General features: G+C 60.5%; 17 protein-coding genes and 1 pseudogene. 9 read left to right on the top strand and 9 right to left on the bottom strand.

The window, feature by feature from the left end:
- Positions 1-33 precede the first annotated feature (33 nt).
- Positions 34-1,398 (top strand): lysophospholipid acyltransferase family protein, encoded by a 1,365-nt coding sequence (locus tag I2I05_RS01905; protein ID WP_196280506.1) that lies wholly within the window; start codon positions 34-36, stop codon positions 1,396-1,398.
- 14 nt (positions 1,399-1,412) lie between these two features.
- On the opposite strand, the gene I2I05_RS01900 is transcribed toward I2I05_RS01905, so the two are convergent.
- From I2I05_RS01900 to I2I05_RS01890, 3 genes are all read right to left on the bottom strand, one after another.
- Entirely contained in the window at positions 1,413-2,426 is a 1,014-nt protein-coding gene (locus I2I05_RS01900) for a 2-hydroxyacid dehydrogenase (RefSeq protein ID WP_196280505.1), read from the bottom strand.
- Between the two features lie 188 nt (positions 2,427-2,614).
- Complete coding sequence (gene chrA, locus I2I05_RS01895) at positions 2,615-3,904, bottom strand: chromate efflux transporter (RefSeq protein WP_394368715.1); 1,290 nt, start codon at positions 3,902-3,904, stop codon at positions 2,615-2,617.
- A gap of 178 nt (positions 3,905-4,082) precedes the next feature.
- Positions 4,083-5,057, bottom strand: a complete 975-nt coding sequence (locus I2I05_RS01890) for an isopenicillin N synthase family dioxygenase (protein ID WP_196280504.1) — start codon at positions 5,055-5,057, stop codon at positions 4,083-4,085.
- 154 nt (positions 5,058-5,211) lie between these two features.
- Between I2I05_RS01890 and I2I05_RS01885 the strand changes: the two genes are divergently transcribed.
- The 3 genes from I2I05_RS01885 to I2I05_RS01875 all read left to right on the top strand — a co-directional run bounded on the left by I2I05_RS01885 (position 5,212) and on the right by I2I05_RS01875 (position 8,632).
- On the top strand, positions 5,212-6,057 hold the full coding sequence (locus I2I05_RS01885; RefSeq protein ID WP_196280503.1) for a hypothetical protein: 846 nt from the start codon (positions 5,212-5,214) through the stop codon (positions 6,055-6,057).
- A 171-nt stretch (positions 6,058-6,228) separates the two neighbouring features.
- A complete protein-coding gene (locus tag I2I05_RS01880) occupies positions 6,229-7,521 on the top strand; it encodes an AAA family ATPase (RefSeq protein ID WP_196280502.1) in 1,293 nt (430 codons plus the stop codon).
- Positions 7,522-7,594: 73 nt separating this feature from the next.
- The gene (locus I2I05_RS01875) at positions 7,595-8,632 is read left to right on the top strand and encodes a 5-methylcytosine restriction system specificity protein McrC (protein WP_196280501.1); all 1,038 of its coding nucleotides are present in this window, start codon (positions 7,595-7,597) and stop codon (positions 8,630-8,632) included.
- 182 nt (positions 8,633-8,814) lie between these two features.
- Here I2I05_RS01875 and I2I05_RS01870 read toward each other — a convergent pair whose 3' ends face one another.
- Entirely contained in the window at positions 8,815-9,048 is a 234-nt protein-coding gene (locus tag I2I05_RS01870) for a hypothetical protein (RefSeq protein ID WP_196280500.1), read from the bottom strand.
- 166 nt (positions 9,049-9,214) lie between these two features.
- On the opposite strand from I2I05_RS01870, the gene I2I05_RS01865 reads away from it, so the two are divergent.
- The 3 genes and pseudogenes from I2I05_RS01865 to I2I05_RS22430 all read left to right on the top strand — a co-directional run.
- Entirely contained in the window at positions 9,215-9,793 is a 579-nt protein-coding gene (locus tag I2I05_RS01865) for an RNA polymerase sigma factor (protein WP_317192301.1), read from the top strand.
- Positions 9,794-9,874: 81 nt separating this feature from the next.
- Positions 9,875-11,053, top strand: a complete 1,179-nt coding sequence (locus tag I2I05_RS01860) for a S1 family peptidase (protein WP_196280498.1) — start codon at positions 9,875-9,877, stop codon at positions 11,051-11,053.
- 113 nt (positions 11,054-11,166) lie between these two features.
- Positions 11,167-11,673, top strand: a pseudogene (locus I2I05_RS22430) (YkvA family protein); the annotation flags it as partial.
- 485 nt (positions 11,674-12,158) lie between these two features.
- Here I2I05_RS22430 and I2I05_RS01850 read toward each other — a convergent pair.
- The 5 genes from I2I05_RS01850 to I2I05_RS01830 form a co-directional block, all read right to left on the bottom strand.
- Positions 12,159-12,425 (bottom strand): acyl carrier protein, encoded by a 267-nt coding sequence (locus I2I05_RS01850; RefSeq protein ID WP_196280497.1) that lies wholly within the window; start codon positions 12,423-12,425, stop codon positions 12,159-12,161.
- A gap of 115 nt (positions 12,426-12,540) precedes the next feature.
- Entirely contained in the window at positions 12,541-15,984 is a 3,444-nt protein-coding gene (locus I2I05_RS01845; protein ID WP_196280496.1) for an efflux RND transporter permease subunit, read from the bottom strand.
- An 18-nt stretch (positions 15,985-16,002) separates the two neighbouring features.
- Positions 16,003-17,136: an efflux RND transporter periplasmic adaptor subunit gene (locus tag I2I05_RS01840; RefSeq protein ID WP_196280495.1), complete on the bottom strand. Its 1,134-nt coding sequence runs from the start codon at positions 17,134-17,136 to the stop codon at positions 16,003-16,005.
- 129 nt (positions 17,137-17,265) lie between these two features.
- Positions 17,266-18,960: a TolC family protein gene (locus tag I2I05_RS01835; RefSeq protein ID WP_196280494.1), complete on the bottom strand. Its 1,695-nt coding sequence runs from the start codon at positions 18,958-18,960 to the stop codon at positions 17,266-17,268.
- Positions 18,961-19,012: 52 nt separating this feature from the next.
- On the bottom strand, positions 19,013-19,630 hold the full coding sequence (locus I2I05_RS01830) for a TetR/AcrR family transcriptional regulator (RefSeq protein ID WP_230688080.1): 618 nt from the start codon (positions 19,628-19,630) through the stop codon (positions 19,013-19,015).
- A 328-nt stretch (positions 19,631-19,958) separates the two neighbouring features.
- On the opposite strand from I2I05_RS01830, the gene ispF reads away from it, so the two are divergent.
- A complete protein-coding gene (gene ispF / locus I2I05_RS01825; protein ID WP_196280493.1) occupies positions 19,959-20,438 on the top strand; it encodes a 2-C-methyl-D-erythritol 2,4-cyclodiphosphate synthase in 480 nt (159 codons plus the stop codon).
- Between the two features lie 72 nt (positions 20,439-20,510).
- Complete coding sequence (locus tag I2I05_RS01820) at positions 20,511-22,181, top strand: M28 family peptidase (protein ID WP_196280492.1); 1,671 nt, start codon at positions 20,511-20,513, stop codon at positions 22,179-22,181.
- The last annotated feature ends 178 nt before the right edge of the window (positions 22,182-22,359 follow it).

Here is a 22,359-nt window from a genome sequence, read left to right as displayed (position 1 = left end):
GCCTACCTTAGCAGGCCCAATCCTCGTCGGCTCATGCTCTTTTATACCGTCATCAAGCCCATTTTGCAGGTAGCCCTGCGGGTGTTTTTTCGCAACATCGAAGTTCGGCACCGCGAGCGGCTGGCGTTGCCGGGACCGTTGCTGTTTGCCGGCAACCACCCCAACACGCTGATGGACCCGTTGCTGGTGGGTATCAACAGCCGCCAGCCGGTGGCTTTTTTGGCCAAAAGCACCTTTTTTCAGAACCCCATTCTGCGGTCCATTATGGCGTCGGGCAACTCCATTCCCATCTACCGGCGGCAAGATGTGGGAACCGGACCCATCACGCCCGCAGAATTTGCGGCCCAAAACGAAGCCACGTTCGGCCGCTGCTACGACTACCTGGGCGAAGGCGGTACCATCATGATTTTTCCGGAAGGCACCAGCGTGAGCGAGCGCCGGCTGCGCCCCCTCAAAACCGGTGCCGCCCGCATTGCTCTGGGCGCCGAAGCCCGGCACCAGTTCAAGCTGGGGCTGAAAGTGGTGCCCATTGCCATTAATTATTTTGACCCGTCGCGCTTTCGTTCCGACGTGCTGCTGAACGTGGCGCCGCCCATTGTGGTGGCCGACTACGCCGAGCTTTACGCCACCGACCCCGAAGCCGCCGCCGTCCAGCTCACCGACACCATTCGCGAAGCCTTGGAGCGCCGCCTAGTTATCACCCGCGACGCGGCCGACGACGTGTTCGTGCAGCAGATTGAACGAACGTTTGGCGACCATCTCAACCTCGACGATGATGACCCGCACACGCTCTACGACAACTTCCAGCTCAGCCAAACGCTGCTGCAGGCGCTGGCGTGGTTCGACCACAACGCACCCACCCGGCTGGTGGCCGTGCGCCAGCAGCTCCATATCTACCTGCAGGCCCTGCGTAAGCACCGCCTGACCGACGAAGCCCTCGAGGGCCAGCGCCGGGGCACTATTGTTGGCCTACTCAACCTGGTTCTGGGCCTGCCCGTGTGGCTCTATGGCGTACTCAACAACTACCTGCCTTACATTCTGCCCTCGATAGTGGCCAAGCGCGCTACCAAGGAGATTGAATTTGTGGCGCCCATTATGCTGGTAGTGGGCATGATTACCTTCCCCTTGGCCTATGGCCTGCAAGCCGCAGCTGTGCACCACTGGCTCACCCACGACTGGCGCCTGACGGCGCTGTATGTGCTTAGTCTGCCATTTACCGGATTCTATGCCCTGAGCTACTGGCAAACCCTGACCGCCCGCCTGGCCCGGCTGCGCGCCCTGCGCCTGTTTCAGCGCGCTCCGGCCGTGGGCGCAGCCCTGCTGGAACAGCGGGCCGCCCTAGCCGCCCAGCTGGAGGAAGCGCGCGACGCGTACCTGGCCCGGGCAGTGCCGCGCTAGGGACGTCGGGCACGCTACCGGGAGGCAGTGGCGGCCGGCAGCGGCACGGCATTCGTCAGCACCCGGCCCTGCTCAAAATCGGAGATGTTCTGCAGCGTAATCTGGGCGATGTTGTGCAGCGCGTCGGAGGTAAAAAAGGCTTGGTGCCCGGTAATGAGGACGTTATTGAAGGACAGCAACCGCATGAACACGTCGTCCTGAATGACTTTGTTGGAGCAGTCCTCAAAGAACAGGTCACCCTCCTCCTCGTACACGTCGAGTCCCAAGTACTTAATCTTCTCGCTTTTTAAGCCTTGAATCACGGCTTTGGTGTCGATGATGGCGCCCCGGCTGGTGTTAATGAGCATCACGCCGGCCTTCATTTTGGCGATGGCCGCCTCGTTTATTAGGTGGTGGGTTTGGGGCGTGAGCGGGCAATGCAGCGAAATGATATCGGCCTGCGCGTAAAGGCTGTCGAGGGTGGTGAATTCTACGCCTATTTTCTGGGCCTCCGCGCTGTCCTTGACATCGTAGCCCAGTACCCGGCAGCCAAATCCCTTCAGGATGCGGGCCGTGACCAGCCCAATGGTGCCCAAGCCAATAAGGCCCACCGTGCGGCCGTGCAGGTCGAAGCCCATTAGGCCATTGAGGGCAAAATTGCCTTCCCGCACGCGGTTGTAAGCCCGGTGCGTTTTGCGATTAAGCGTCAGGATGAGGGCCAGGGCGTGCTCGGCCACGGCGTAGGGCGAGTACGCGGGCACCCGCACCACGGGCAGGCCGAGCAAGGCCGCGGCACTGAGGTCGACATTATTGTAGCCCGCGCACCGCAGGGCCAGCAGGCGCACCCCAGCATGGGCGAGTTGGTGCAGGACTTCGGCATCAACCCGGTCGTTCACGAATACGCAAACGGCATCGGCGCCCTTGGCCAGCACGGCGGTGTGGGCATTCAGCGGCACTTCCAGGAACTGCAGCTCGTGCCCGTGCTCTTCGTTGACCTGCGTGAAGAATTGCTGGTCGTATTGCTTGGTGTTGAAAAAGGTGACGTTCATGAGCCGGGGATTTGGTCGTTGCAGGCAGGTGCTGGCGCGGTTAGCGGGTCTGCAAAGGTGGGCTTCGGCAGGCCCAGGCCCCATGATTTCCGTCACGGCAAACCCTGATTCATTTCAGCAGCTTCCCCGCGACCCGAGTTATTCGACCGGTGCAAGACGTTGTGCGCGTGGCTAAGAAAGAACCGGCCCTACCGAATAAAGGCTCCAGCCAGCAAGGCGACTCCCACAATGAACACCGACGGCACTTTTTCCGATAGCAGCAACAGGAAGGTGGTGCCCACCAGCAGCGGGTTCACGGGCAGGGTATCGATGGGACCCAGGTGAAAGGGCAGGGCCAGCGTTTTATCCGGCAGCGGGTGGTAGAGCAGGAACGTGGCCGCGCACACCAGCCCGGCACTCACGGCGTTCACGCCTTCCAGCGAGGCCTGCACCACGCGGTATTGCCGCAGCCGGCCCCAGAATCGTATTACAAAGAAAATGAGGAAGGTACCCGGCAAAAAGATGCCCGCCGTGCCCACCAGCGCGCCCATCACCTGCGTGGCCGGGCCGCCCGCCGGCCGCATGGCCAGCGCCCCGATGTAGGCCGCAATCGAAAAATTAGGCCCCGGCATGGCCTGCACCAGCCCCAGCCCCGACAGAAACTCCGGCCCCGTGAGGTAGTGCTTAAACTCCACAAACTCGGCATACAGCAGCGGCGCCAGCACTTGCCCGCCACCAAACACGAGCGAGCCGTTGCGGTAAAAGTTTTCGAACAGCCGCACCGGCAGCAGGCGGGTGTAGTGCCCCAGCACGGCCGCCCCCACCAGAATACCCAGCCACAGCACGAAGTTGGCCCACTCTACCTGCAAGGGCTTTTTCTCCTGAATGATGGCGTGCTTGCGGTAGCGCACCGTGGTAACGGCCCCGCCCGCCAGCAGCAACAGCGGCAGCATCCAAGGCAGTTGGAAGAAGTAGGCCATCATGGCGGCGGTCACCATCAGGGCCACAGCCGTTTTGGTATGAATGACTTTTTCGGCGATGCGGTAGGCAGAAAAGGCCACGAACCCCACTGCCACGGGCTGCACAAACTGCACCAGGGCCGTCACCCGCACCGGGTCGAGGTGGCTGAGGGTGAGGGCGGCCAGCGTCATCAGCGTGACGGAGGGAATCATCCAGACCAGTAGCGTGAGGTACGCCAGGTTGGGCCCGCCCAGCCGAAAGCCAATCACCGTGATGGTTTGGGTGGAGGTGGGCCCGGGCAGCAAGGCGCACAGGGCCTGCAGTTCCAGCAATTCGGCCATGCTGATGTAGCGCCGCTTGTCGACCAGCAACCGGAACATCATGGCCAAATGGGCCTGCGGTCCGCCAAAGGCCGTGAAGCCCAGCGCCGCCACGTCCTTCAAAAAAATAATGCCCCGCACCCGCCGCGTGCGCTTGCCCGACCGGCGCGGCGGCGGCGTAAGCGAAACCGTGGGAGTAGAGGAAGGAATCGATTGCACGGGAAAGGACAGTGGCCTACACTCGAAGGTAAGGCAAATGCCTACGTCCAAAGCAACGGCTGGCGGCGGTTATGCTCCCGCACGAGGCGTTGTGCCGAAAGCAACGGCCTGATTATCGAACAAAAAAGCGGCCCGTCTGGGGAGACGAGCCGCTTTTCAAATCTGCCCATCGGGCCGCTTACTTCTTCTTCAGGCCGAGCTCAATCAGCCGCTCGTTCAGGAACTCGCCGGCCGTGATGTCGGCCTCTTTCTTGGGATTTTCGGGCGTTACGCAGTGCTCCAAGGCCGCCAGGCTCATTTCGGAGCGCGGGTGCATAAAGAACGGAATGCTGAAACGCGAGGTGTTCATTTTTTCGCGGGCCGGGTTCACCACGCGGTGAATGGTCGACTTGAGCACGCCGTTGGTCAGGCGCTGGAGCATGTCGCCCACGTTCACCACAATCTGGTCGGGCAGGGCCGTGATGGGAATCCACTTGCCGTCGCGGCGCTTCACCTGCAGGCCGTCGGCGCTGGCGCCCATCAGCAAGGTAATCAGGTTGATATCGCCGTGTTCGGCGGCGCGCACGGCGTCGGCGGGCACTGCTTCCGGGTCTTCGATGGGGAAGTAGTGAATGGGGCGCAGAATGCTGTTGCCGTGCTTCACCTTGTCGTCGAAGTAGTTCTCGGGCAGGTGCAGGTAGAGCGCAATGGCGCGCAGCACATCCTGGCCGGCACTCTCCAGCGTGCGGTACGCCGTGAAGGTGCTCTGCTTAAAGCTGGGCACTTCCTCGGGCCAGATGTTGTCGGGGTATTCGTTCTTGATGGGGTCCTCTTCTTCCACTTCCTGGCCCACATGGTAGAATTCCTTCAGGTCGCCGGTGTTGCGGCCCTTGGCGTGCTCCTTGCCCTTGCTGATGTAGCCGCGCTGGCCGGCCAACTCCGGGTTTTCGTAGCGCTGCTTGGCTTCGTCGGGCAGTTGGAAGAACGCCTGCACGTCGGCGTATAACTGCTTGGTTTGCTCGTCGTTCAGGCCGTGGTTTTTCAGGGCCACGAAGCCAATGTTTTGGTAGGCCTCACCGAGCTGCTGCACGAAGTGGGCCTTCCGCGCGGGGTCGCCGGAACGGAAGTCGGCGAGGTCGAGCGAGGGAATTTGGTCAAGAAGTTGGTCTTGCATGAGAAAATTAGGTTTACTTTGAGGCTGAGTAAGCCCCACGGTGGGCAAGGACGCAAGTTAAGCAAAACCCTGCACCGGGTATCGGCCGTAAGCAGCTCAGCTTATAGATATTTTCGGATAAACAGCTGACAACCATTTTTTGATTCCCTTCTACATGAAACGTCCTCTCTGGCTGCTCTGCAGCACCACCCTGACTTTGGCCCTCTTGGCAAGCTGCGAAACCAGCAAGCCTACTACCGATGTGAGCGCCGCAGCCGGCACCGGCACCCCGGCCACCAACGGTGCCGCCAGCGCCGAAAGCATGGAGTCGAACGGCATCCGCCTGACGCCCTTCAACGACTCGCCCCGTTTCCCCGAAGCCCAGATGCAGCTGCGTTCGCCCATTGCGAATTCTACGATTCCCAGCGGCGAAGTTGCCTTTGCTTACCAAGTAACTAATTTCCAGCTCACCAAAATGAGCGGCGGCCCGCACATGGCCCAGATGGCCAACTCCAAGCAAGGCCAGCACATTCACAACATCGTGGACAACCAGCCCTACACGGCGCACTACGAAACGAGCTTCAAAAAAGCCATTCCCGACGGGCAGCACGCCGTGCTCTCGTTCTTGTCGCGCTCCTACCACGAGAGCTTGAAGCACCGGGGCGCTTACGACCTGCGCATTATCAACGTGGGCAATGTCACGCCAACCGGTGCGCCCATCATTGACGTGAACGCGCCTAACCTGTTCTACAGCCGCCCGAAAGACACGTATTCCGGCGCCGATGCCCGTCGCATCATGCTGGACTTTTACCTCGTAAACACCACGCTGGAGCCCGGCGGAAACCGCGTGCGCGCCACCATCAACGGCACCGAATTCATGCTTGAGCGCTGGATGCCCTACCAGATGGAAGGCCTGCCCGCCGGTGAGAACACCGTGAAACTGGAGCTGATTGACGGCAGCGGCAACCTGCTGCCTGGCGCCTTCAACTCGGTAACCCGCACGTTCACGGTCGCCCCGTAAGCAGTCCAAGCGCGTAGCCGTCAGCACATCATGCGGAACGCCCGAACCCATCGCTACCACGAGAGTAATAACTTACTTGGGCGGTAGCGATGGGTTCGGGCGTTCCGCATGACGTGTTTTTAGCTGCTTTTGATTGAATTTGCCGCCCGTTCCGGCTCTACCCTATTCGCCATGCCCTCCGCCCCTGCTGCCCAGCCGCCCCCGCTGCTTACCCGCGAGCAAGTGTTGCGGGCCTTGCGCCAGATAGCCCGCGAGGGCCGGCCATTGCCTGCAGGCACCGTTTACGAGCTGGTGTACCGCGGGCGCCGCTACCCGCCCCGCGCCGTGGCCGAGCGCGCCTACCGCCTGGCGACCGGCAACCCCGCCGCCCGCTGGCCCCGCCCGGCCGGCGCCCCAACCAACGCCTTGCTAGAAGGACTCGATTTCACCATCAGCACCAAGCGCCCCGTGCTCACCTCGGGCTCGGCTCACGACGGCGAGGAAACCGCCCGCCAGCAAACGGAAGACCTTTACACGGGCCGGGTCCGCGAAGCTCCGGACGCAACTCCTGCGCCCACCCAAGCCGCCGAACCGCGCGCCTCTTACGAAGAGCCGACTTATTCCCGCGCCGATGCTCTGGCCGAGCTTTTCATCAGCGAAACCGAGCTGGAAGCTACGCTGGCGGGATTGGCCCGGCGCCGCAACCTGCTGCTGCAAGGCCCGCCCGGCACGGGCAAAACCTTTCTGGCGCGCCGCTTGGCGTGGCTGCTGCTGGGCGCCCAGGACGAAAGCCGCATCGAACTGGTGCAATTTCATCCCAGCTACGGCTACGAGGACTTTATTCTGGGCTTTCGGCCCGATGCTGATGGCCGTTTTCACCTCGTGCCCGGCGTGCTGCCGCTCCTGTGCCAACGCGCGGCCGCCGACCCTGAGCGGCCGTACTTCCTGCTCATCGACGAAGTGAACCGGGGCAACGTTCCCCGCATTTTTGGGGAGCTACTCTTGCTGCTGGAGGCCGACAAGCGCGGCCCCGCCCACGCCCTGCGCCTGCCCTACGCGCCCCCGGAGGCGCCCCGTTTCTTCGTGCCCGACAACCTGCACGTCATCGGCACCCTTAATCTGGCCGACCGCTCGCTCAGCCCGCTCGACTATGCGCTGCGCCGCCGCTTTGCGTTTGTGGAATTGAAGCCCCAGTTTGGAACGCCGCTGCAGCATTTTCTCGAGGCGCGGCAAGTGCCCGGACCTCTCGTTGAGCAGTTGTGTACGCGCATGGCCGCCCTCAATCACACCATTGCTGATGACCTGGAATTGGGGCCCGATTTTGTTATTGGGCACAGCTATTTCTGCCAGCCGCCCGCTCAACCCGACCAGGCTGCCAGCTGGCTTCGCCTGATATTCGAGCAGGAAATCGGGCCGCTCCTGGCAGATTACTGGCGGGAGCAGCCAGCTACGGCCGCGGCCCAGCTTCGCAAGTTGCTGGCATAGCTGCTGCCTGAAATAGAATAGCTTCCCTTCTGGCGAAAAACACCCGTGGAATCCGTCCCAGCCGAATAACTCCATGATACCGGTAGCCACTCTCTACTACTTCCTCTGCTATGCTTGGAACCGGCTGCCCGAGCCGGCGGTGCTGGAAGCCAGCGAGGCCACGCCGTTTCATCGGCCGTTGGCCATGCTTGCCCAAGTGCTGTTGCACGGCACCCGCCGCCTGCTCCAAGCCGGCCTGCCGCGCGCGTTTCAGCCCCGGGAAGCGGAGCTTACCAGCCTGCGCGGCCGCATTGAACTGACGCCCAGCCTGAGCCGTGGGTTGCTGGCACAGGGCCGCGCCGTTTGCTCTTTCGACGAGCTAACCCCAGACTCGCCCTTGCACCGCCTGCTGGCCCAAACGCTGGCCAGCCTGGCCAGTGCCGCCGACCTACCCCTGGCGTTGCGCCGGGAGCTGAGCCAAGTACGCCGCCGGTTTCCGGCTTCCTACTACGAGGCGACGGCGGCCAAACCCACCGCGGCTACATTCCGGGAGTTGCGGCGGCAAAGGCCGAGTAGTGCGGGAGCTTTCCTGCTGCACGTGTGCGAGCTGGTGTGGCAGATTGCCCTGCCCGAACCCACCGCGCAGGGCCGCAGCCGCTTCGCTGACTTTCGCCGCGACGAAGTCTTCATGGCCCGGCTGTTTGAGCAGTTCACCCGCAATTTTTTTCGCCGCGAGCAGCGCCGCTACCGCGTTTATGCCGAAACCATCAGCTGGCAAGCCCAGGGACAAACCGATGACCTGGCGCTGCTGCCCACCATGCTCACGGACACGACCCTCGAAGCACCTGACCGTAAAATCATCCTCGACACCAAATATTACGCTGCCGCCTTGCGCACCCGCTACGACCGGCAGCGGCTCATTGCCCCGCACCTCTACCAACTCTACGCCTATCTCCAGAACCAGCGCCCGGCGCCCGCGCAGGCCCTCGAAGGCATCATCCTATACCCTGCCGCCACCCAAAACGTGGATGTGCGCTACACCTTGGGCGGCCATCCGGTGCGGGTCGTCACCCTCAACCTGCACCAACCCTGGCCCGGCATAGCCGCTGACTTACTTGCTTTAATCAGCTGAGCTTGCACTTAGTATTTTAATGCCGGGCTTAACAGAAACTGCTTTTTATCAATTTTGAAAACTTGCTCCGTGCACTGGCAGCGCCGCGCCCAAGCACAAAAAAGCAGCCCGACTTTTCCTTGCGGAAAAATCGGGCTGCTTTGAATCAGCTAGTAATGAGCTGGCACGAAGCCAGCAGTCAACTACTTAGGAGCTTCGGTGGTGGTGGTGGTGGTGCTCGAAGCCTCCGTGGTAGCAGGAACGGTAGCATCCGTAGCGGGAGCAGCCGTCATGGTGGTGTCGGTGGTGGTGGTAGTGGTGGTCTCGGTCGTAGCAGGAGCCTCAACGGTGGTGGTTTCGGTCGTCTTCGACTCGCACGAGGTCAGACCAGCAGTTAGGGCGAGGCCCAGGGCAGCAACTTTAATCAGGTTCTTCATTTTGGGGGTAATTTTGAAAGTGGGTTAACTCAAAAACTGCCCTTTATTCTGGCTTGCCGAAAAGGTAACCCGGTCGATAAAAAATTATTTTAGTGGGTTACTTGTAGCCTTTATCTGTATTAACCCCCGAAAGTGAATGAGCAGGAGCAATCCAACTTCCTCTCCTTTGACTCCTACTGACGACGCACTGATTGCAGCCATCCGCAACGGCGACGAGCGGGCCCTGGCCCACCTCTACCGGTTGCATTGGCCCATGGTGTCCCACTTCGTGCTGCAAAACAGCGGCACGGACGACGACGCCCAGGACGTGTACCAGGAAGGCGTGGTGGTATTTTATGAGAAAGTTCGCGACGGCTCCCTGGAGCTCAGCTGCCAGATTAAAACTTACCTCTACGCCGTGTGTCGCCGCTTGTGGCTCAAGCGTTTGACCAGCAAAAGCCGCTTCGGCGTGCGTTTGCTCGACGACGAGGAGCACGGCCCCTACCTGAACACCGGGGCCGAGGAAGACCTGCTTGCCGCCGAGGAACAGGACCGCCGCTTCGATACCATGAGCGAGGCCCTCAACCACCTCGGCGAGCCGTGCCGCTCGCTTTTAGAAGGCTTTTACCTGCTCGACAAATCGATGCAGGATTTAACCGCAGAATTTGGCTACACCAATGCCGATAATGCTAAAAATCAGAAGTATAAGTGCCTGGTGCGCTTGAAAAAACTATTTTTTACCCACTATAAAGAAGAATCTATCTGAAAGTTTTTAGCTACGGGCCCGTTGCCCGTAGAACATTCAGTTTGCTTACCGCCGCCGGTCCCGCACTGGTAGCTATTACCCATGATGACCGAAGCAGATTATTACGCCCTATTTGAAGCCTACGCCCTAGGCGAGCTGGCCGGGCCCGCCCGCGCCAACCTCGAGGCGCGTCTGGCGGCCGACCCGGCACTGGCCCTGCGGTACGCTGACTTTAAGGAGATGACCAGCACGCTGCGCGCCTACAGCCAGCGCCAGAAGGTGCGCCAACAGTTGCAAAGCCTGCACGCAACCATGCTTGCCGCTGAGACGCCAGAAGAACTTACTTCGGCAGCAACCCCCACCGAACCCGGCAAGCTTACGCCTTCGGTGAATCCCATGCTGCGCATTTCGCGCACCGAGCGCCGGCTGCGCGAGTTCTGGAACGGCCACCGGGCCACGATGGGCGTGGCCGCTTCGGTGGCGGTGCTGGCCGTGTTCTGCACGTTGCTGGGCCTGGAATGGTGGCGGGCAGCCAAAACCCAACCTTCGATGTACGGCTACACCGTGCTCAAACGGGAAGTAGAACGCATTAAGAAGAGCCAGAAAGATTTAACGCTCACGCTGAACCAGTTTGGCCGCGCCGGCTCGACACCTCCGGTGGCCAAGGAAAGCAGCGGCACGGGCTTCGCCCTGACGTCAGAAGGCTACCTGGTGACCAGCTACCACGTAATCCAGGGCGCTGATTCGGTACTGGTAGAAGGCCACGACCACAAGCGCTACCACGCCGAACCGGTGTACTCCGACCGCAAGCACGACTTGGCCATTCTGCGCATTACCGACAAGACATTCAATGGTTTCGGCCGGCTGCCCTACGCCATCAAAGAAGGCCAGGCGGACTTGGGCGAACGGGTGTACACGCTGGGCTACCCCCGCGAAGACGTGGTGTACGGCGAAGGCGCCTTAAGTGCCCGCTCGGGCTTTCAGGGCGACACCGCTTTTTACCAGGTTAGCATTCCTGTGAATCCGGGCAACTCCGGCGGCCCGTTGCTAGATGAGCGCGGCAACCTGATTGGGGTGGTGAGCGGCCGCCAGAACGACGCCCAAAGCGCGGCCTTCGCCACCAAGTCCTCGTATTTGGTGCGGCTCGTCGATTCCCTGGCCGCGGCCAAACCCGCCGTGCCCTACCTCCTGCCCCGCTATGGGCAGCTGGCCGGCACCAGCCGCCCCCAGCAGCTCAAAAAACTGCAGGACTACGTATTCGTAGTAAAGGTTTTTGAATAAGTCTCCAATCTGTTGCTGAGTAGCTGCCACTTTCTGCGCGGCTATTCACGCTGAAAAGGCCTGTTTCTTCACGGAAGCAGGCCTTTTTTTCACTTGATTTTTAAAGTGGTTTTATGGCTGGAGGCCCCGTTCACTTTTCACCATTTCAGATACGAATAGCGGCCTCTTTAACAACCTTGGAACCCTTAAATCAGTATTTAGGCACAGGCCAACCGTGCCGCTATCATCCTCTCTCGAATTACTTAACTCTGCTTCCCGTGGCTCAAAACCAACAAACTCCCCCCAGCAGCAATGATGTTGCCGGCTCCGCTATTTTCAAGAAGTTTCTGAATACGGCGGAAGGCTACGTTCGCCAGCCCACCCGCATGAAGCAACTGCTGACGGACGCCTACAAAAAAGCCAGCGACAAAAACGACGTGGGCACGCTGGCGCACGAGGCTTGGGAAACCCTTCAGACTATGTTCCGGCTCATCAAGGCGTCGATGTCGGGTGAGTACACGGGCGTGCCCGGCACCACCATTGCCGCTGCTGTGGCCGTGCTCATCTATTTCCTGAGCCCGATTGACTTAATTCCGGACTTTATTCCGGTGCTGGGCCTGCTCGACGACGTGGCCTTGGTGGCGTGGTTCTCCACTACGCTCAAGACTGAAATGGACAAATTTACCGAGTGGGAAACCACCCGTCCGTCCTTGGCAGTAGCAGGCGAAACTGAAGAGCACAAAGCTTCGGCTGAGCGCATGGCCGCTTCGATGTCGGCAGGTCCGGCCTCGCCCAACGCCCCCGAGCGCCCCGAGCCCGCCCGCGAGTCGGCTAAGCAGCATGGCACCGTTGACCGGGGCCAGCAGCACTCCAATACGGATTCCGGCTTGGGTTCGCCCGAAAGCAGCAGCCCACGTCCCGTGCACGAGGCCGGCCCCGATGCCCAGCCCACCAGCCCAACCAGTGGCCCCACCGTTCGGACCTGGGAAGGCAGCCGCAACGCTCCCGATGCCGGCACCCTCGACACAGGCGGCAACGTGCGCTAGATTCCACGCAGTAGCAACCACAAAAAAGCCCCGGCAACGTATGTTGCCGGGGCTTTTTGTATATCTATTTTACTAAAAGTCTACGCAGCGGCGGCATGCGCCCGCACGTAGCGAACGAAGTCGCCCACAGTGTAAAGTGGTACTTCGTCGGGGATGACGATGCTGAAGCTGCGCTCCAGTTCAAGGATAATGTCAACCACATCAACGGTGTCGAAACGCAGGTCGCGGGCGAGGCTGGCAGTTTTGCGCACGCGGCTGGCCCGGATGGCCTTGCGCTTGCTGATAATTCGGAATACCTGCTGTTCTATAGAAGGGCTATGCGTGGCGCTGGTAGTGGATACGTACATAAGGGTAAGCGAAAAAAGGTGTCGTAGAATCGGTATGGGCAGGGCAGTGAAGGTGCCCGTCGGTGGTTGATGCTGCAACAAAAACTACCGACGAGCTCCAACAACGCATAAATAGTTAGGCTAGTACCCGTGAGTCTTCAGCCCGTACCACTTCAGAGCCCACTTCTTCCGAATTGGTTGCAAGAGTGTCGGGGTTTTTTCCGGTAATTTTTCCTTTGAGGGTTTCGGTCAGCAAATACATGACCGGCACCACCACCAGGGTAATAACCGTGGCGAAGCTCAGACCGAAAATGATGGTCCAGGCCAGCGGGCCCCAGAATACTACTGACTCGCCGCCAATGAAAAAGTGCGGGTTGCCGGAATTGAACAGCTCATAGAAGTCGATGTTCAGGCCAATGGCCAGCGGGATGAGGCCCAGGATGGCGGCCGTGGCCGTCAGAATCACCGGGTTCAGGCGGGTGCGGCCGGCCAAGATGATGGCTTCGCGCAAGGGCATACCCTGCGAGCGCAGCATGTCGGTGAATTCCACCAACAGAATGCCGTTTTTCACCACAATACCGGCCAAGGCAATGATGCCCACGCCCGTCATCACGATGCTGATGTTCATGCCCGTGATGGCCAGGCCGAATAGCACGCCGGCGATGGAGAAGATTACCTCCGACAGGATGATGAGCGGCTTGCTGAACGAGTTGAACTGCGTCACCAAGATGATGAAAATCAGACCCAACGCGCCCAGACCGGCCAGCGGCAGGAAGTCGCTGGTTTCCTTCTGGTCTTCTTCGGCGCCGCCCATTTTGATGGTGTAGCCAGCCGGCGTGGGGAAGGCCGTGAGGGCCTGCTTGATGTTGGTCACCACGTCGGGGCCAGTGAAGCCGTTGAGCACGTTCGAGGAAATGGTAATCACGCGCTTCACGTCTTTGCGCTTGATGCCGCCGTAGGTGGTGCCGTAGGTCACATCGGCCACGGAGCTGATGGGCACTTGGCGTACTTGGCCAGTGGCATCGCGGAAGGTCAGGGGCGCATTCACGATGGCGTCCACGTCGGAGCGGTAGGGCTCAGCGTAGCGCACTTGGATGGGGTATTCGTCGTCGGCCGTCTTGAATTTGCTGGCTTCCGAGCCGTAGATGGCCGTGCGCACTTCCAGACCAATCTGGGCGGTGCTGATGCCTTCGCGGTTGGCACGGGTGCGGTCGATGTTGACGGCGATTTCGGGGTTGCGGTCTTCCAGGTTGGAGCGCAGCTGCTCGACGCCGCCGATTTTCAGCGAATCGATGTAGCGGGTCACTTTCTTAGACAACTTGGCGAGGGCCACGTAGTCGTCGCCGGCTATTTCGATGGCGATTTCCTTGCCTGTGGGTGGGCCGCTGGCTTCCTGGTCTACCGAGATTTCGGCGCCGGGAATGCCTTTCACTACCTCCCGGATTTTGTCCATGTAGATGCTGGTGGCCGGGCCTTTGCGCTCGCTGAGCTCTTTGAAGGCCACCCCCACTTTGCCCAGGTGCGACTGCGACACGCCTTGGGCCGAGGCTTCGCCGGGGTCGCCGGCGCCGATGGCCACGTTGGTGAGCACCGATTCCACGTCGGGGTTGTCGCGGCCGATGACGCCGTAAATGCGGTTTTCCAACACTTTGGTCACCGAATCAGTGATTTCGACGCGGGTGCCTACGGGCATTTTCAGGTAGGTGTACACAAACTTGGGGTCGCCTTTGGGGAAGAAGGCCACTTTGGGTCCGCGAATGCCCACGGCCACCCCCGAGAGGATGAACAGCACCACCATGCCCACCATGATAGCGCCCTGACGCCAGAGCGTGCCGCCGGTTACGACGCCCACGAGGCTGGCGTAGCCGTTTTGGAACCTAGGCAGGGCCCGGGTTTGGAACCAGGCAATCATCTTCACGAACACGAACTTGTCGAGAAGGACGAATAGGATGATGGTCAGGGTGAGGTTGCCGACGAAGGTCGAGCCGGCGAGGTAGCCAATGATGGCGATAAGGGCCAATACCCCCATAGCAATCAGGAAGCCACGCGTCATTTTCGGCTTGTTGTCCTCTGCATGGTGGTCTTCGCGCTGCATGAAGCTCACGGCGAACACGGGGTTCATGATGAAGGCCACGACCAGCGAGGCCATCAGCGTGAGGATAAGCGTGACGGGCAGGTAGTACATGAACGAGCCCACGATGCCGGGCCAGAACAGCAGCGGCACAAACGGCGCCACCGTGGTCAGCGTACCGGCCAATACGGGCACAAATACTTCGCCGGCGGCGAATTTGGCGGCCTTTTCGGTGGTCAGGTTGGGGTGCTCGTGCAGGATGCGGTGGGTGTTTTCGATGACCACAATGGCGTCGTCGACCACAATACCCAAAGCCAGCAGGAAGGCGAAGAGCACAATCATGTTCAGCGAGAAGCCAAACACCGGAATGAGCAGGAAGGCCAAGAACATCGAAATCGGCACCGACAGGCCCACAAACAAGGCGTTGGTGGTGCCCATGAAGAACATCAGAATCAGCGTCACCAGCAGGAAGCCGATGATGATGGTGTTGATGAGGTCGTGCAGCGTCACGCGGGTGTCGTTCGAGGTATCGCCTGTGATGGTGATGCCCAACTCCTTGGGCAGGCTGGCTTTCGACTCTTCTACCAGCGCCTTGATTTTGTCGGAGGCGTCAATCAGGTTTTCACCCTGGCGCTTCACCACGTTCAAGCTGATGCTGGACTTGCCATCGAGCCGGGCGTAAGACTCCCGGTCCTTGAAGGCGTCTTCCACGGTAGCAATGTCGCCGAGGCGCACGGCGGCGCCGTTCAGGTTTTTCACCTGAATGTCGGCGATGTCCGAGGCCTTGGCGTATTGGCCGGCCACGCGCACGGCGCGGGTTTGGCCGCCCACATCGATGGAACCGCCCGAAATGGTCACGTTCTCGGAGCCAATGGCCCGGGTAATGTCCGTGAAGCCGAGGCGCGAAGCGCGCAGCTTATTCAGGTCCACGTCCACGTTCACCTGGGGCTCGAGGGCCCCGATGATGTCGACGCGGGTGATTTCGGGCAGGGCCTCAATCTTGTCCTGGAAGTCGTCGGCGTACTTTTTCAGCTGCGCGACGGGCAAGTTGCCAGCCAAGTTGATGTTCATGATGGGCAGTTCCGAGAGGTTCACCTCGTTCACCGACGGCGGCGAGGGCAAGTCGCTGGGCAACTCGTTGCTGGCCTTGTCCACGGCGTCCTTGATGAGCTGCTTGGCGTACTGCACGTCCACGCCGGAGTTAAACTCGACGTCCACGATGCAGTAGTCCTGGTTGGAAGTCGAGCTGAGCTTCTTCACCCCGTTCACGCTCTTAATCTCCTTTTCGAGCTGGCGCGTCACCAGGTTTTCGATGTCCGTGGGCGACGTGCCGGGGTACACCGTGGCCACGATGATGCGCGGAATCACGATGTCGGGGAATTTCTCTTTGCCCAGCTTGATGTAGGCAAAAATCCCCGAGATGCACAGAAGCACCGTGATGATGTAGATGCTGGTCTTGTTATTAATGGACCAACTGGTTGGGCCAAATTCTTTTTCGACGTCTTGCATAACAGTTGCTCGGTTAGCTTATAAACTCACTATCTGGCCTTCGTTCAGGTTCTGATACCCGCCCGAGATTACCTGGTCGTTGGCGGCAAGGCCGTTGGTCACTTCCACTTTGCCGTTGTAGGTGTTGCCGGTTTTGATGATGCGGCGCTTGGCTACGGACTTGCCGCCCTCCTGGGCCACCACGTACACGTAGCTGTTCTGCTCGTCGCGCTGCACTAAATCCACGGGCAGCACAGTGGCGTTGGGGCGGTCGTAGTTCAAGATACGAACCGTGGCTACCATGTTGGGGCGCAAATCGGCAGCCTTGGCGTCTTGCAGGCGCAGCTCCACCGTGAAGGTGCGGCTGGTGGCGTTGATGGTGCGGCTCACCACGCGCACCGTGGCGGGAATGTCTTCGCCGCCGAGGTCAGGGATGGTTACCAGCGCTTTATCGCCGGCCTTGATGTTGTTGCCATACGCTTCCGACACGTCGGCCAGAATCTTGCCGCCCATGCCGCTGGCAAGGCGCACCACCGGCGTGCCAGGCGCTACTACCTCGCCCAGCTTGGGAATTACCTCATCGGCCGTGCCAGCGAAGGGCGCTACTACATTATACAGCGCACGCTGCTGGTTGAGCGTGGCTAGGTTGCGGCGCAGGGCGTCGTAGTTGTTCTTGGCTTGCAGGTACTGGATTTCGGTGCCAATCTGCTGGTCCCAGAGGCCTTTTTGCTTTTGATAAACCGTTTGGGCCAGCTCCATGCGGGTGCGCAGCTCCGCGATGCTGGCATCGAGGATGGACGCATCGATGGTGGCCAACACCTGGCCTTTGCGCACTTGGTCGCCGCGCTGCACGCGCAGGTTGGTGAGGCTACCGGCGGCGCGGGCACTCACCACGGCATTCTGGTCGTAATCGACGCGGCCCTGCACTTCCAAGTAACTCTTGAAGCTTTCTGGCTGCACCTTCATCACCGATACCGGCGTGGCCGTGACGGCAGGCTTGTCGCCAGCGCCTGCTTTGGCTTCCAGCTCCGCGATTTTGGCTTGGTTGGCGGCCTGTTCTTTTTTCAGTTTGGCCAGTTCGGCCTTGGGGTCTTTCGAGTCGCCGCCGCAAGAGGCTAACAGCAAGGCGCCAGCGAAGAACAGAGCAGCGGGTTGAGTTTTAGAGAAACGCATGAGAAAGCGGGTGTTTCGAAGTTTTGTTAAGGGGGAGACGCCGGATAAGTAGCGCGGACTTTGTAGTCCGCGTCTCCGCGCCATTCGGGTGTCGTTCGGGGGCACGGACTAAAAGTCCGCGCTACTAGGTTACTTTTTAACCTGGCTGTAGAGCTCGCCGGTGGCTTTATCGCGGTCTACTTTGGCCACCAGCACGTCGTACACGGCGCCGTAGTAGTTGGTTTGGGCCGTGCGCAGCTCGGTTTCGGCCGTGATAACCTCCAAGTTGGAGCCCACGCCAGCATTGAACTTGATGCGGGTGACGCGGGCCACGTCGGCGGCCAGGTCGAGGTTGGCTTTCTGGTTATCCAGCACGTCCAGGGCGTTTACAAGGGTCGTGCGGCTCTGGGCGTCCTGCAGGTCGATGCTCTGGCGCAGCGTTTCAAAACCTTTCTCAATGGTCTGCTGGGCAATGCGGCCCTGCTGCACCTGATACTTGCGGCGGAAGCCGTCGAATACCGGCACTTGCAAGGTCAAACCCACGTTGCCGAAACCGAACCAGTTCTGGTTGATAAAGCCGTTGCCATTGCGCGAGTTGGGCCCGCGAAACTCCATCAGCCCCCCAAGCGTCTGGTCGGAGCCAGTGAAGCCGTAGGCCCCCGTGAGCAACAGGCGCGGGTACGCGCTGGCCCGGCGGTTGCGCAGGTCGAGGCCCGCGAGAGCTTGCTGGGTTTCCAGCAGCGAGAACTCCACGCGGTTGTTATAATTCAACGCACCAATGGCTTGCGGCGACCGGCCGCCGCTGAGCGCCGCCTGCTGGTCGAGGCGATTCTGCTCGGTGGTGTTTTGCTGGCCGGGCGTAGCAGCCGGCTGGCCGGGAAGGGCCGACGTACCGGCCACGCCGCTACCGCTTTCGAAGTTGGCCGCGCCAAGGCGCTGGCGCAACTGCGTGGCATCTACTACCGCCGCCCCCAGGGAGTCGGTGAGGAGCACCGACTGCTGCTGGGGCAGGCCCATCTGAAACTTCAACAAGCCCAGGCTCAACTCGGTGAGGCGCTGCGCTTTCTGCTGCTCCACCACCAGGTTGTTGCGCTGCACCTGCAGGCGGTCCACGTCCAGTTTCTCGGCGAAACCGGCTTTGAAAATCTTGCGCGTCTGGTTCAGCACGGTGTCGAGGCGCTGCACGTTGCGGCCCAGCAGGGCGAGGCGCGAGCGGGCCACCAGCGTGCTGTAGTAGGCTTTGCTCACCTGCTCCACCACGTCGATTTCGGCCTGTTGGGTTTGCTTCTGGGCAAGCTGCTCGTACACTTTAGCAGCTTTCAGGCCGATGAGGTAGGAGCCATCGAACAAGAGCTGCGACAGGCTGGCGCTGGTCGAGCCCGCATACTGCAGGCCGAAAGCCAACGGCGTGGGGCCCGTCTGGGGGGCTTCGCCGTAGGCCGGGCTCAGGGTCACGGCCGAGCCGCCCTGGGCGGCGGCAATGTCGGCCGCCGTGAGCGTAGCGCCTTCCAGCGGCGCGCCGCCGAAGCTGGAAAAGTCTACCAGCGACTTCTGCAGCTTAAAGTTGTTGGCCACGTTGGCGCCCACGGTTACCTGGGGCAGGCCGGCGCTCTTGATTTCGCCCACCCGGGCCTTGGCGGTTTGCTCGGCGAGGCGGGTGGCCAGCAGCGTCGATTTATTCTGAATGGCAAAGCTCACGGCCTGGGGCAGGCTGAGCGCCATGACGCCGCCCGTGGGCGGGGCCGCGGGCAGCGCGGCCGGGGCCGTTTGGGCCAGCAGCGCGGTGGGTGCCGCGCCGGCCAGCGCGGCCAATAGCAGCAGCTTGGGTGACAACAACTTTTTCATCAGCATCAAAAAGGGTAATGGGGAATGCGGGGGTTCGGGGGAAACGGCGTCGTTATTCTTCTTCCGTCACGTGGCGGTATTGGTTGATGAGCTTGTGGCCTTTAATGGTGGCCACGCCCAACAGGAAATGCTCGTCGAGGGCCCGGCGCACCCGCTGGGGCGTGAACTGGGCGGGCGGCAACAGGTCGGGGTTAAACATCAGGTCGATGTGCGAGAGGTGCATGCGGGCAATTACCTCCACGTCGAGGTCGGGCCGGTACAGGCCCTCGGCCATGCCGCGGCGCAGGTTCTGGGTGATTTGCGCGAGGATGTAGGTGCTTTTGTGGGCCACAAACAGCTGCCAGGCGGCGGGGTAATACTTCTGGAGGTCGTAGAAAATGCTGGGGTGAACGCCGCTAAACTGCTGCTCGGCCCAGGTGGTGAGGCGCATCATTTCTTCCACTGCGGTGGCCGCGTTGCCGGCCATGGCCTCGCAGTCGCCCTGCACCCGTCCCAAATGCTGGTCCATGGTGGCGAGCACAATCTGGTCCTTGTTTTCGAACCACTTGTAGAGGGTCTTTTTCGACATGGCCATGCTGGCGGCGATGTCGTCCATGCTCACGCTCTTGATGCCGTTGCGCATGAAAAGCGTGGTCGAGTGATTGAGGATTCGTTCTTTGATTTCCATCATTGCGGGTGCAAAGATACAATGGAAACTTTTAACGTGTTTAAAGTTTCCATTAATATTTTTGAGCTTCCTTCAGCTGCTCCGGCACCTGCTGTCCGGAATTTGACGAATTGCCCGGGTTGATACTTTAGCCATTATCGAAAAAAGCTGAAAGACGTGCGGCATGCGATACTAATTACACTGGCAATTTACAACTAATTTAATTAGTACAAAAGTCATCGATGCTATTATTTATGGCTTTCTAAAAATGGTCCGGTGGCGGCCCGGCGTTGGAGAACACGCTGGCGGGTACTTTTGCAGTGGCCGCGTCGGCCAAACCATACTCGACTTCATGAAAATCCGCACCGGCTTCGGCTACGACGTTCACCAAATGCAAGAAGGGCTGCCGTTCTGGCTCGGTGGCATTCAGGTCCCGCACACCCACGGCGCCCTCGGCCACTCCGATGCCGATGTGCTCATTCACGTTATCTGCGATGCCTTACTGGGCGCGGCCAACCTGCGCGACATCGGCTTTCATTTCCCCGACACCGACGCGCAATACAAGGGCATCGACTCGAAGCGCCTGCTGAGCGAGGTGATGCGCCTGCTGCGGTCCAAGGGCTACGAGGTGGGCAACATCGACTCGACCATTTGCCTGGAGCGGCCCAAGGTGAATCCGCACATTGCCGAAATGCAGCGCGTGCTGGCCGCCGTGATGGGCATCGACGAAGACGATATCTCCATCAAAGCAACCACGACCGAAAAACTGGGTTTTGTGGGCCGGCAGGAGGGCGTGGCCGCCTACGCCACCGTGCTTATTCAGCGCACCTAATTTTTCTGGCCGCGGCTCCGCTCGGCCGCACGTTCTGCATTTCAACCAAACATTCCCGCCATTTTCCCTCAAATGACCAACAAAACCCTCCTGATTGCCTTGCTGGCCCTGGCCAGCGCCGCCCCGGCCCACGCCCAGGGCAAAGTAAAAATCAAGACCAAAACCAAGAAAAGCGCGGCGGCGCCTGTGCCGACTCCCGCGCCCGCCGCGGCCGTGGTCGAAACCGATTGGAGCGTGAAGTACGCCGACCTGGTTTCGGCCGAACGCCTGCGCGCCCACTTGGCGGTGCTCGCCTCGGATGAGTACGAAGGCCGCGAAACCGGCATGAAAGGCCAGCACATGGCCGCTACGTACGTGGCCACGCAGTTCAAAACCGCCGGCCTCACGGGCCCCGTTACCACCGGCACCGACCCCTACCAGCAGCGCTTTAACCTGGAGCAGGTGACCTGGGCCGACGACGCCAGCCTGAAAGTGGGTAAAAACAGCTACAAGTGGTTGGTTGATTTCTACGGCATGGGCGACTCGCCCTTCGCTGAAACGACGACCGTGACCCCGGTATTTGTGGGCTACGGCATCGAGCAGGAGGGCTATTCGGATTACAAAGGATTGGACGTGAAGGGCAAGGACGTGCTCATCGCCTTGGGCGAACCCACGGCGGCCGATGGCAAAGCCTTGCTCAGCGCCGACGGCTCGCCCACCAAGTGGGGCAACGACTACCGCGCCAAAGCCCAGATGGCTTCGCAGAAAGGTGCCCGCTCAATTTTTTTTGTGAGCTTCAACCCCACCAGCAACTTTGCCAAACAGGCCGCCCGTGTGGCCCCCGCCATCAGCCGGCCGTCTACCGTGATGGCGAACGCCGACCGGCCCAGCCGCGCGACCTCGTTCTTTATTTCGCCGGCCGTGGGCTTGGCAATTTTGGGGACTTCGGATGCCAACATCCAGAAGTACCTGGCCAAAATCAACACCACCAAGCAGCCGGTGGCTTCTACCTTCAAGGTGAAGCCGATGCAGCTGAAAGCCGCCCGCAAGCGCACGCCGCTGGAGACGGAAAACGCGCTGGGCTTCATCGAAGGCAGTGACTTGAAGCAGGACATCATCGTGATTTCGGCCCACCACGACCACCTGGGCATTCAGGACGGCGTGGTGTTCAACGGCGCCGACGACGACGGGTCGGGCACGTCGGCCATCATCACCATGGCCGAGTCGTTTGCCAGGGCCAAAGCCGAAGGCCATGGCCCACGCCGCAGCCTGTTGTTCCTGAGCGTGACGGGCGAGGAAAAAGGCCTATTTGGCTCGGAGTACTACGCCAAGAACCCCATTTTCCCGCTGGCCCAAACCATGGTGGACCTGAACGTGGACATGATAGGCCGCACCGACGTGGAGCACGAAGGCAAGCCGGATTATGTGTACGTCATTGGCTCCGATAAGCTGGCTTCGCAATTGAAGGTGGTGCAGGAGGCGCAGAACACCAAGTACACGCAGCTCGACCTGGACTACCGCTTCGACGACCCCGCCGACCCGAACCGCTTCTACTACCGCTCCGACCACTACAACTTCGCGGTGAACAAGGTACCGGTGTCCTTCTTCTTTAACGGCGTGCACGCCGACTACCACAAGGAGAGCGACGAAATCAGCAAAATCGAGTTTCCGAAAATGGAGAAGCGCGCCAAGCTGGTGTTTCACCTCGCCTGGGAGCTGGCCAACCGCGACGAGCGCATCGTGGTGGATTCCAACAAGCCATAAGCACAGCGCTTTGGGGTTATTTAAGACTGCCTAAGCAACTGGATAAGAACGTCATGCTGAGTGCCGTCGAAGCATTTCTCCCGCAATACTAAAATTGATTAGTGGCACGGGAGAGATGCCTCGACGGCGCTCAGCATGACGTTCTTTTTTAGCCTCACCCCTTCTCTTCCCTGCCATC

The organism is Hymenobacter jeongseonensis (assembly GCF_015694725.1).
Taxonomy (GTDB): Bacteria; Bacteroidota; Bacteroidia; order Cytophagales; family Hymenobacteraceae; genus Hymenobacter; species Hymenobacter jeongseonensis.
This window is presented reverse-complemented; position numbering and strand designations above follow the sequence as displayed.

Excerpts from the sequence above, each read along its gene's own strand:
- I2I05_RS01905 (WP_196280506.1), top strand. The coding sequence starts at position 34 with ATGCTCTTTTATACCGTCATCAAGCCCATTTTGCAGGTAGCCCTGCGG.
- I2I05_RS01900 (WP_196280505.1), bottom strand. The coding sequence starts at position 2,426 with ATGAACGTCACCTTTTTCAACACCAAGCAATACGACCAGCAATTCTTC.
- I2I05_RS01890 (WP_196280504.1), bottom strand. The coding sequence starts at position 5,057 with ATGCAAGACCAACTTCTTGACCAAATTCCCTCGCTCGACCTCGCCGAC.
- I2I05_RS01885 (WP_196280503.1), top strand. The coding sequence starts at position 5,212 with ATGAAACGTCCTCTCTGGCTGCTCTGCAGCACCACCCTGACTTTGGCC.
- I2I05_RS01880 (WP_196280502.1), top strand. The coding sequence starts at position 6,229 with ATGCCCTCCGCCCCTGCTGCCCAGCCGCCCCCGCTGCTTACCCGCGAG.
- I2I05_RS01875 (WP_196280501.1), top strand. The coding sequence starts at position 7,595 with ATGATACCGGTAGCCACTCTCTACTACTTCCTCTGCTATGCTTGGAAC.
- I2I05_RS01870 (WP_196280500.1), bottom strand. The coding sequence starts at position 9,048 with ATGAAGAACCTGATTAAAGTTGCTGCCCTGGGCCTCGCCCTAACTGCT.
- I2I05_RS01860 (WP_196280498.1), top strand. The coding sequence starts at position 9,875 with ATGATGACCGAAGCAGATTATTACGCCCTATTTGAAGCCTACGCCCTA.
- I2I05_RS01850 (WP_196280497.1), bottom strand. The coding sequence starts at position 12,425 with ATGTACGTATCCACTACCAGCGCCACGCATAGCCCTTCTATAGAACAG.
- I2I05_RS01845 (WP_196280496.1), bottom strand. The coding sequence starts at position 15,984 with ATGCAAGACGTCGAAAAAGAATTTGGCCCAACCAGTTGGTCCATTAAT.
- I2I05_RS01840 (WP_196280495.1), bottom strand. The coding sequence starts at position 17,136 with ATGCGTTTCTCTAAAACTCAACCCGCTGCTCTGTTCTTCGCTGGCGCC.
- I2I05_RS01835 (WP_196280494.1), bottom strand. The coding sequence starts at position 18,960 with ATGAAAAAGTTGTTGTCACCCAAGCTGCTGCTATTGGCCGCGCTGGCC.
- I2I05_RS01830 (WP_230688080.1), bottom strand. The coding sequence starts at position 19,630 with ATGATGGAAATCAAAGAACGAATCCTCAATCACTCGACCACGCTTTTC.
- ispF (WP_196280493.1), top strand. The coding sequence starts at position 19,959 with ATGAAAATCCGCACCGGCTTCGGCTACGACGTTCACCAAATGCAAGAA.
- I2I05_RS01820 (WP_196280492.1), top strand. The coding sequence starts at position 20,511 with ATGACCAACAAAACCCTCCTGATTGCCTTGCTGGCCCTGGCCAGCGCC.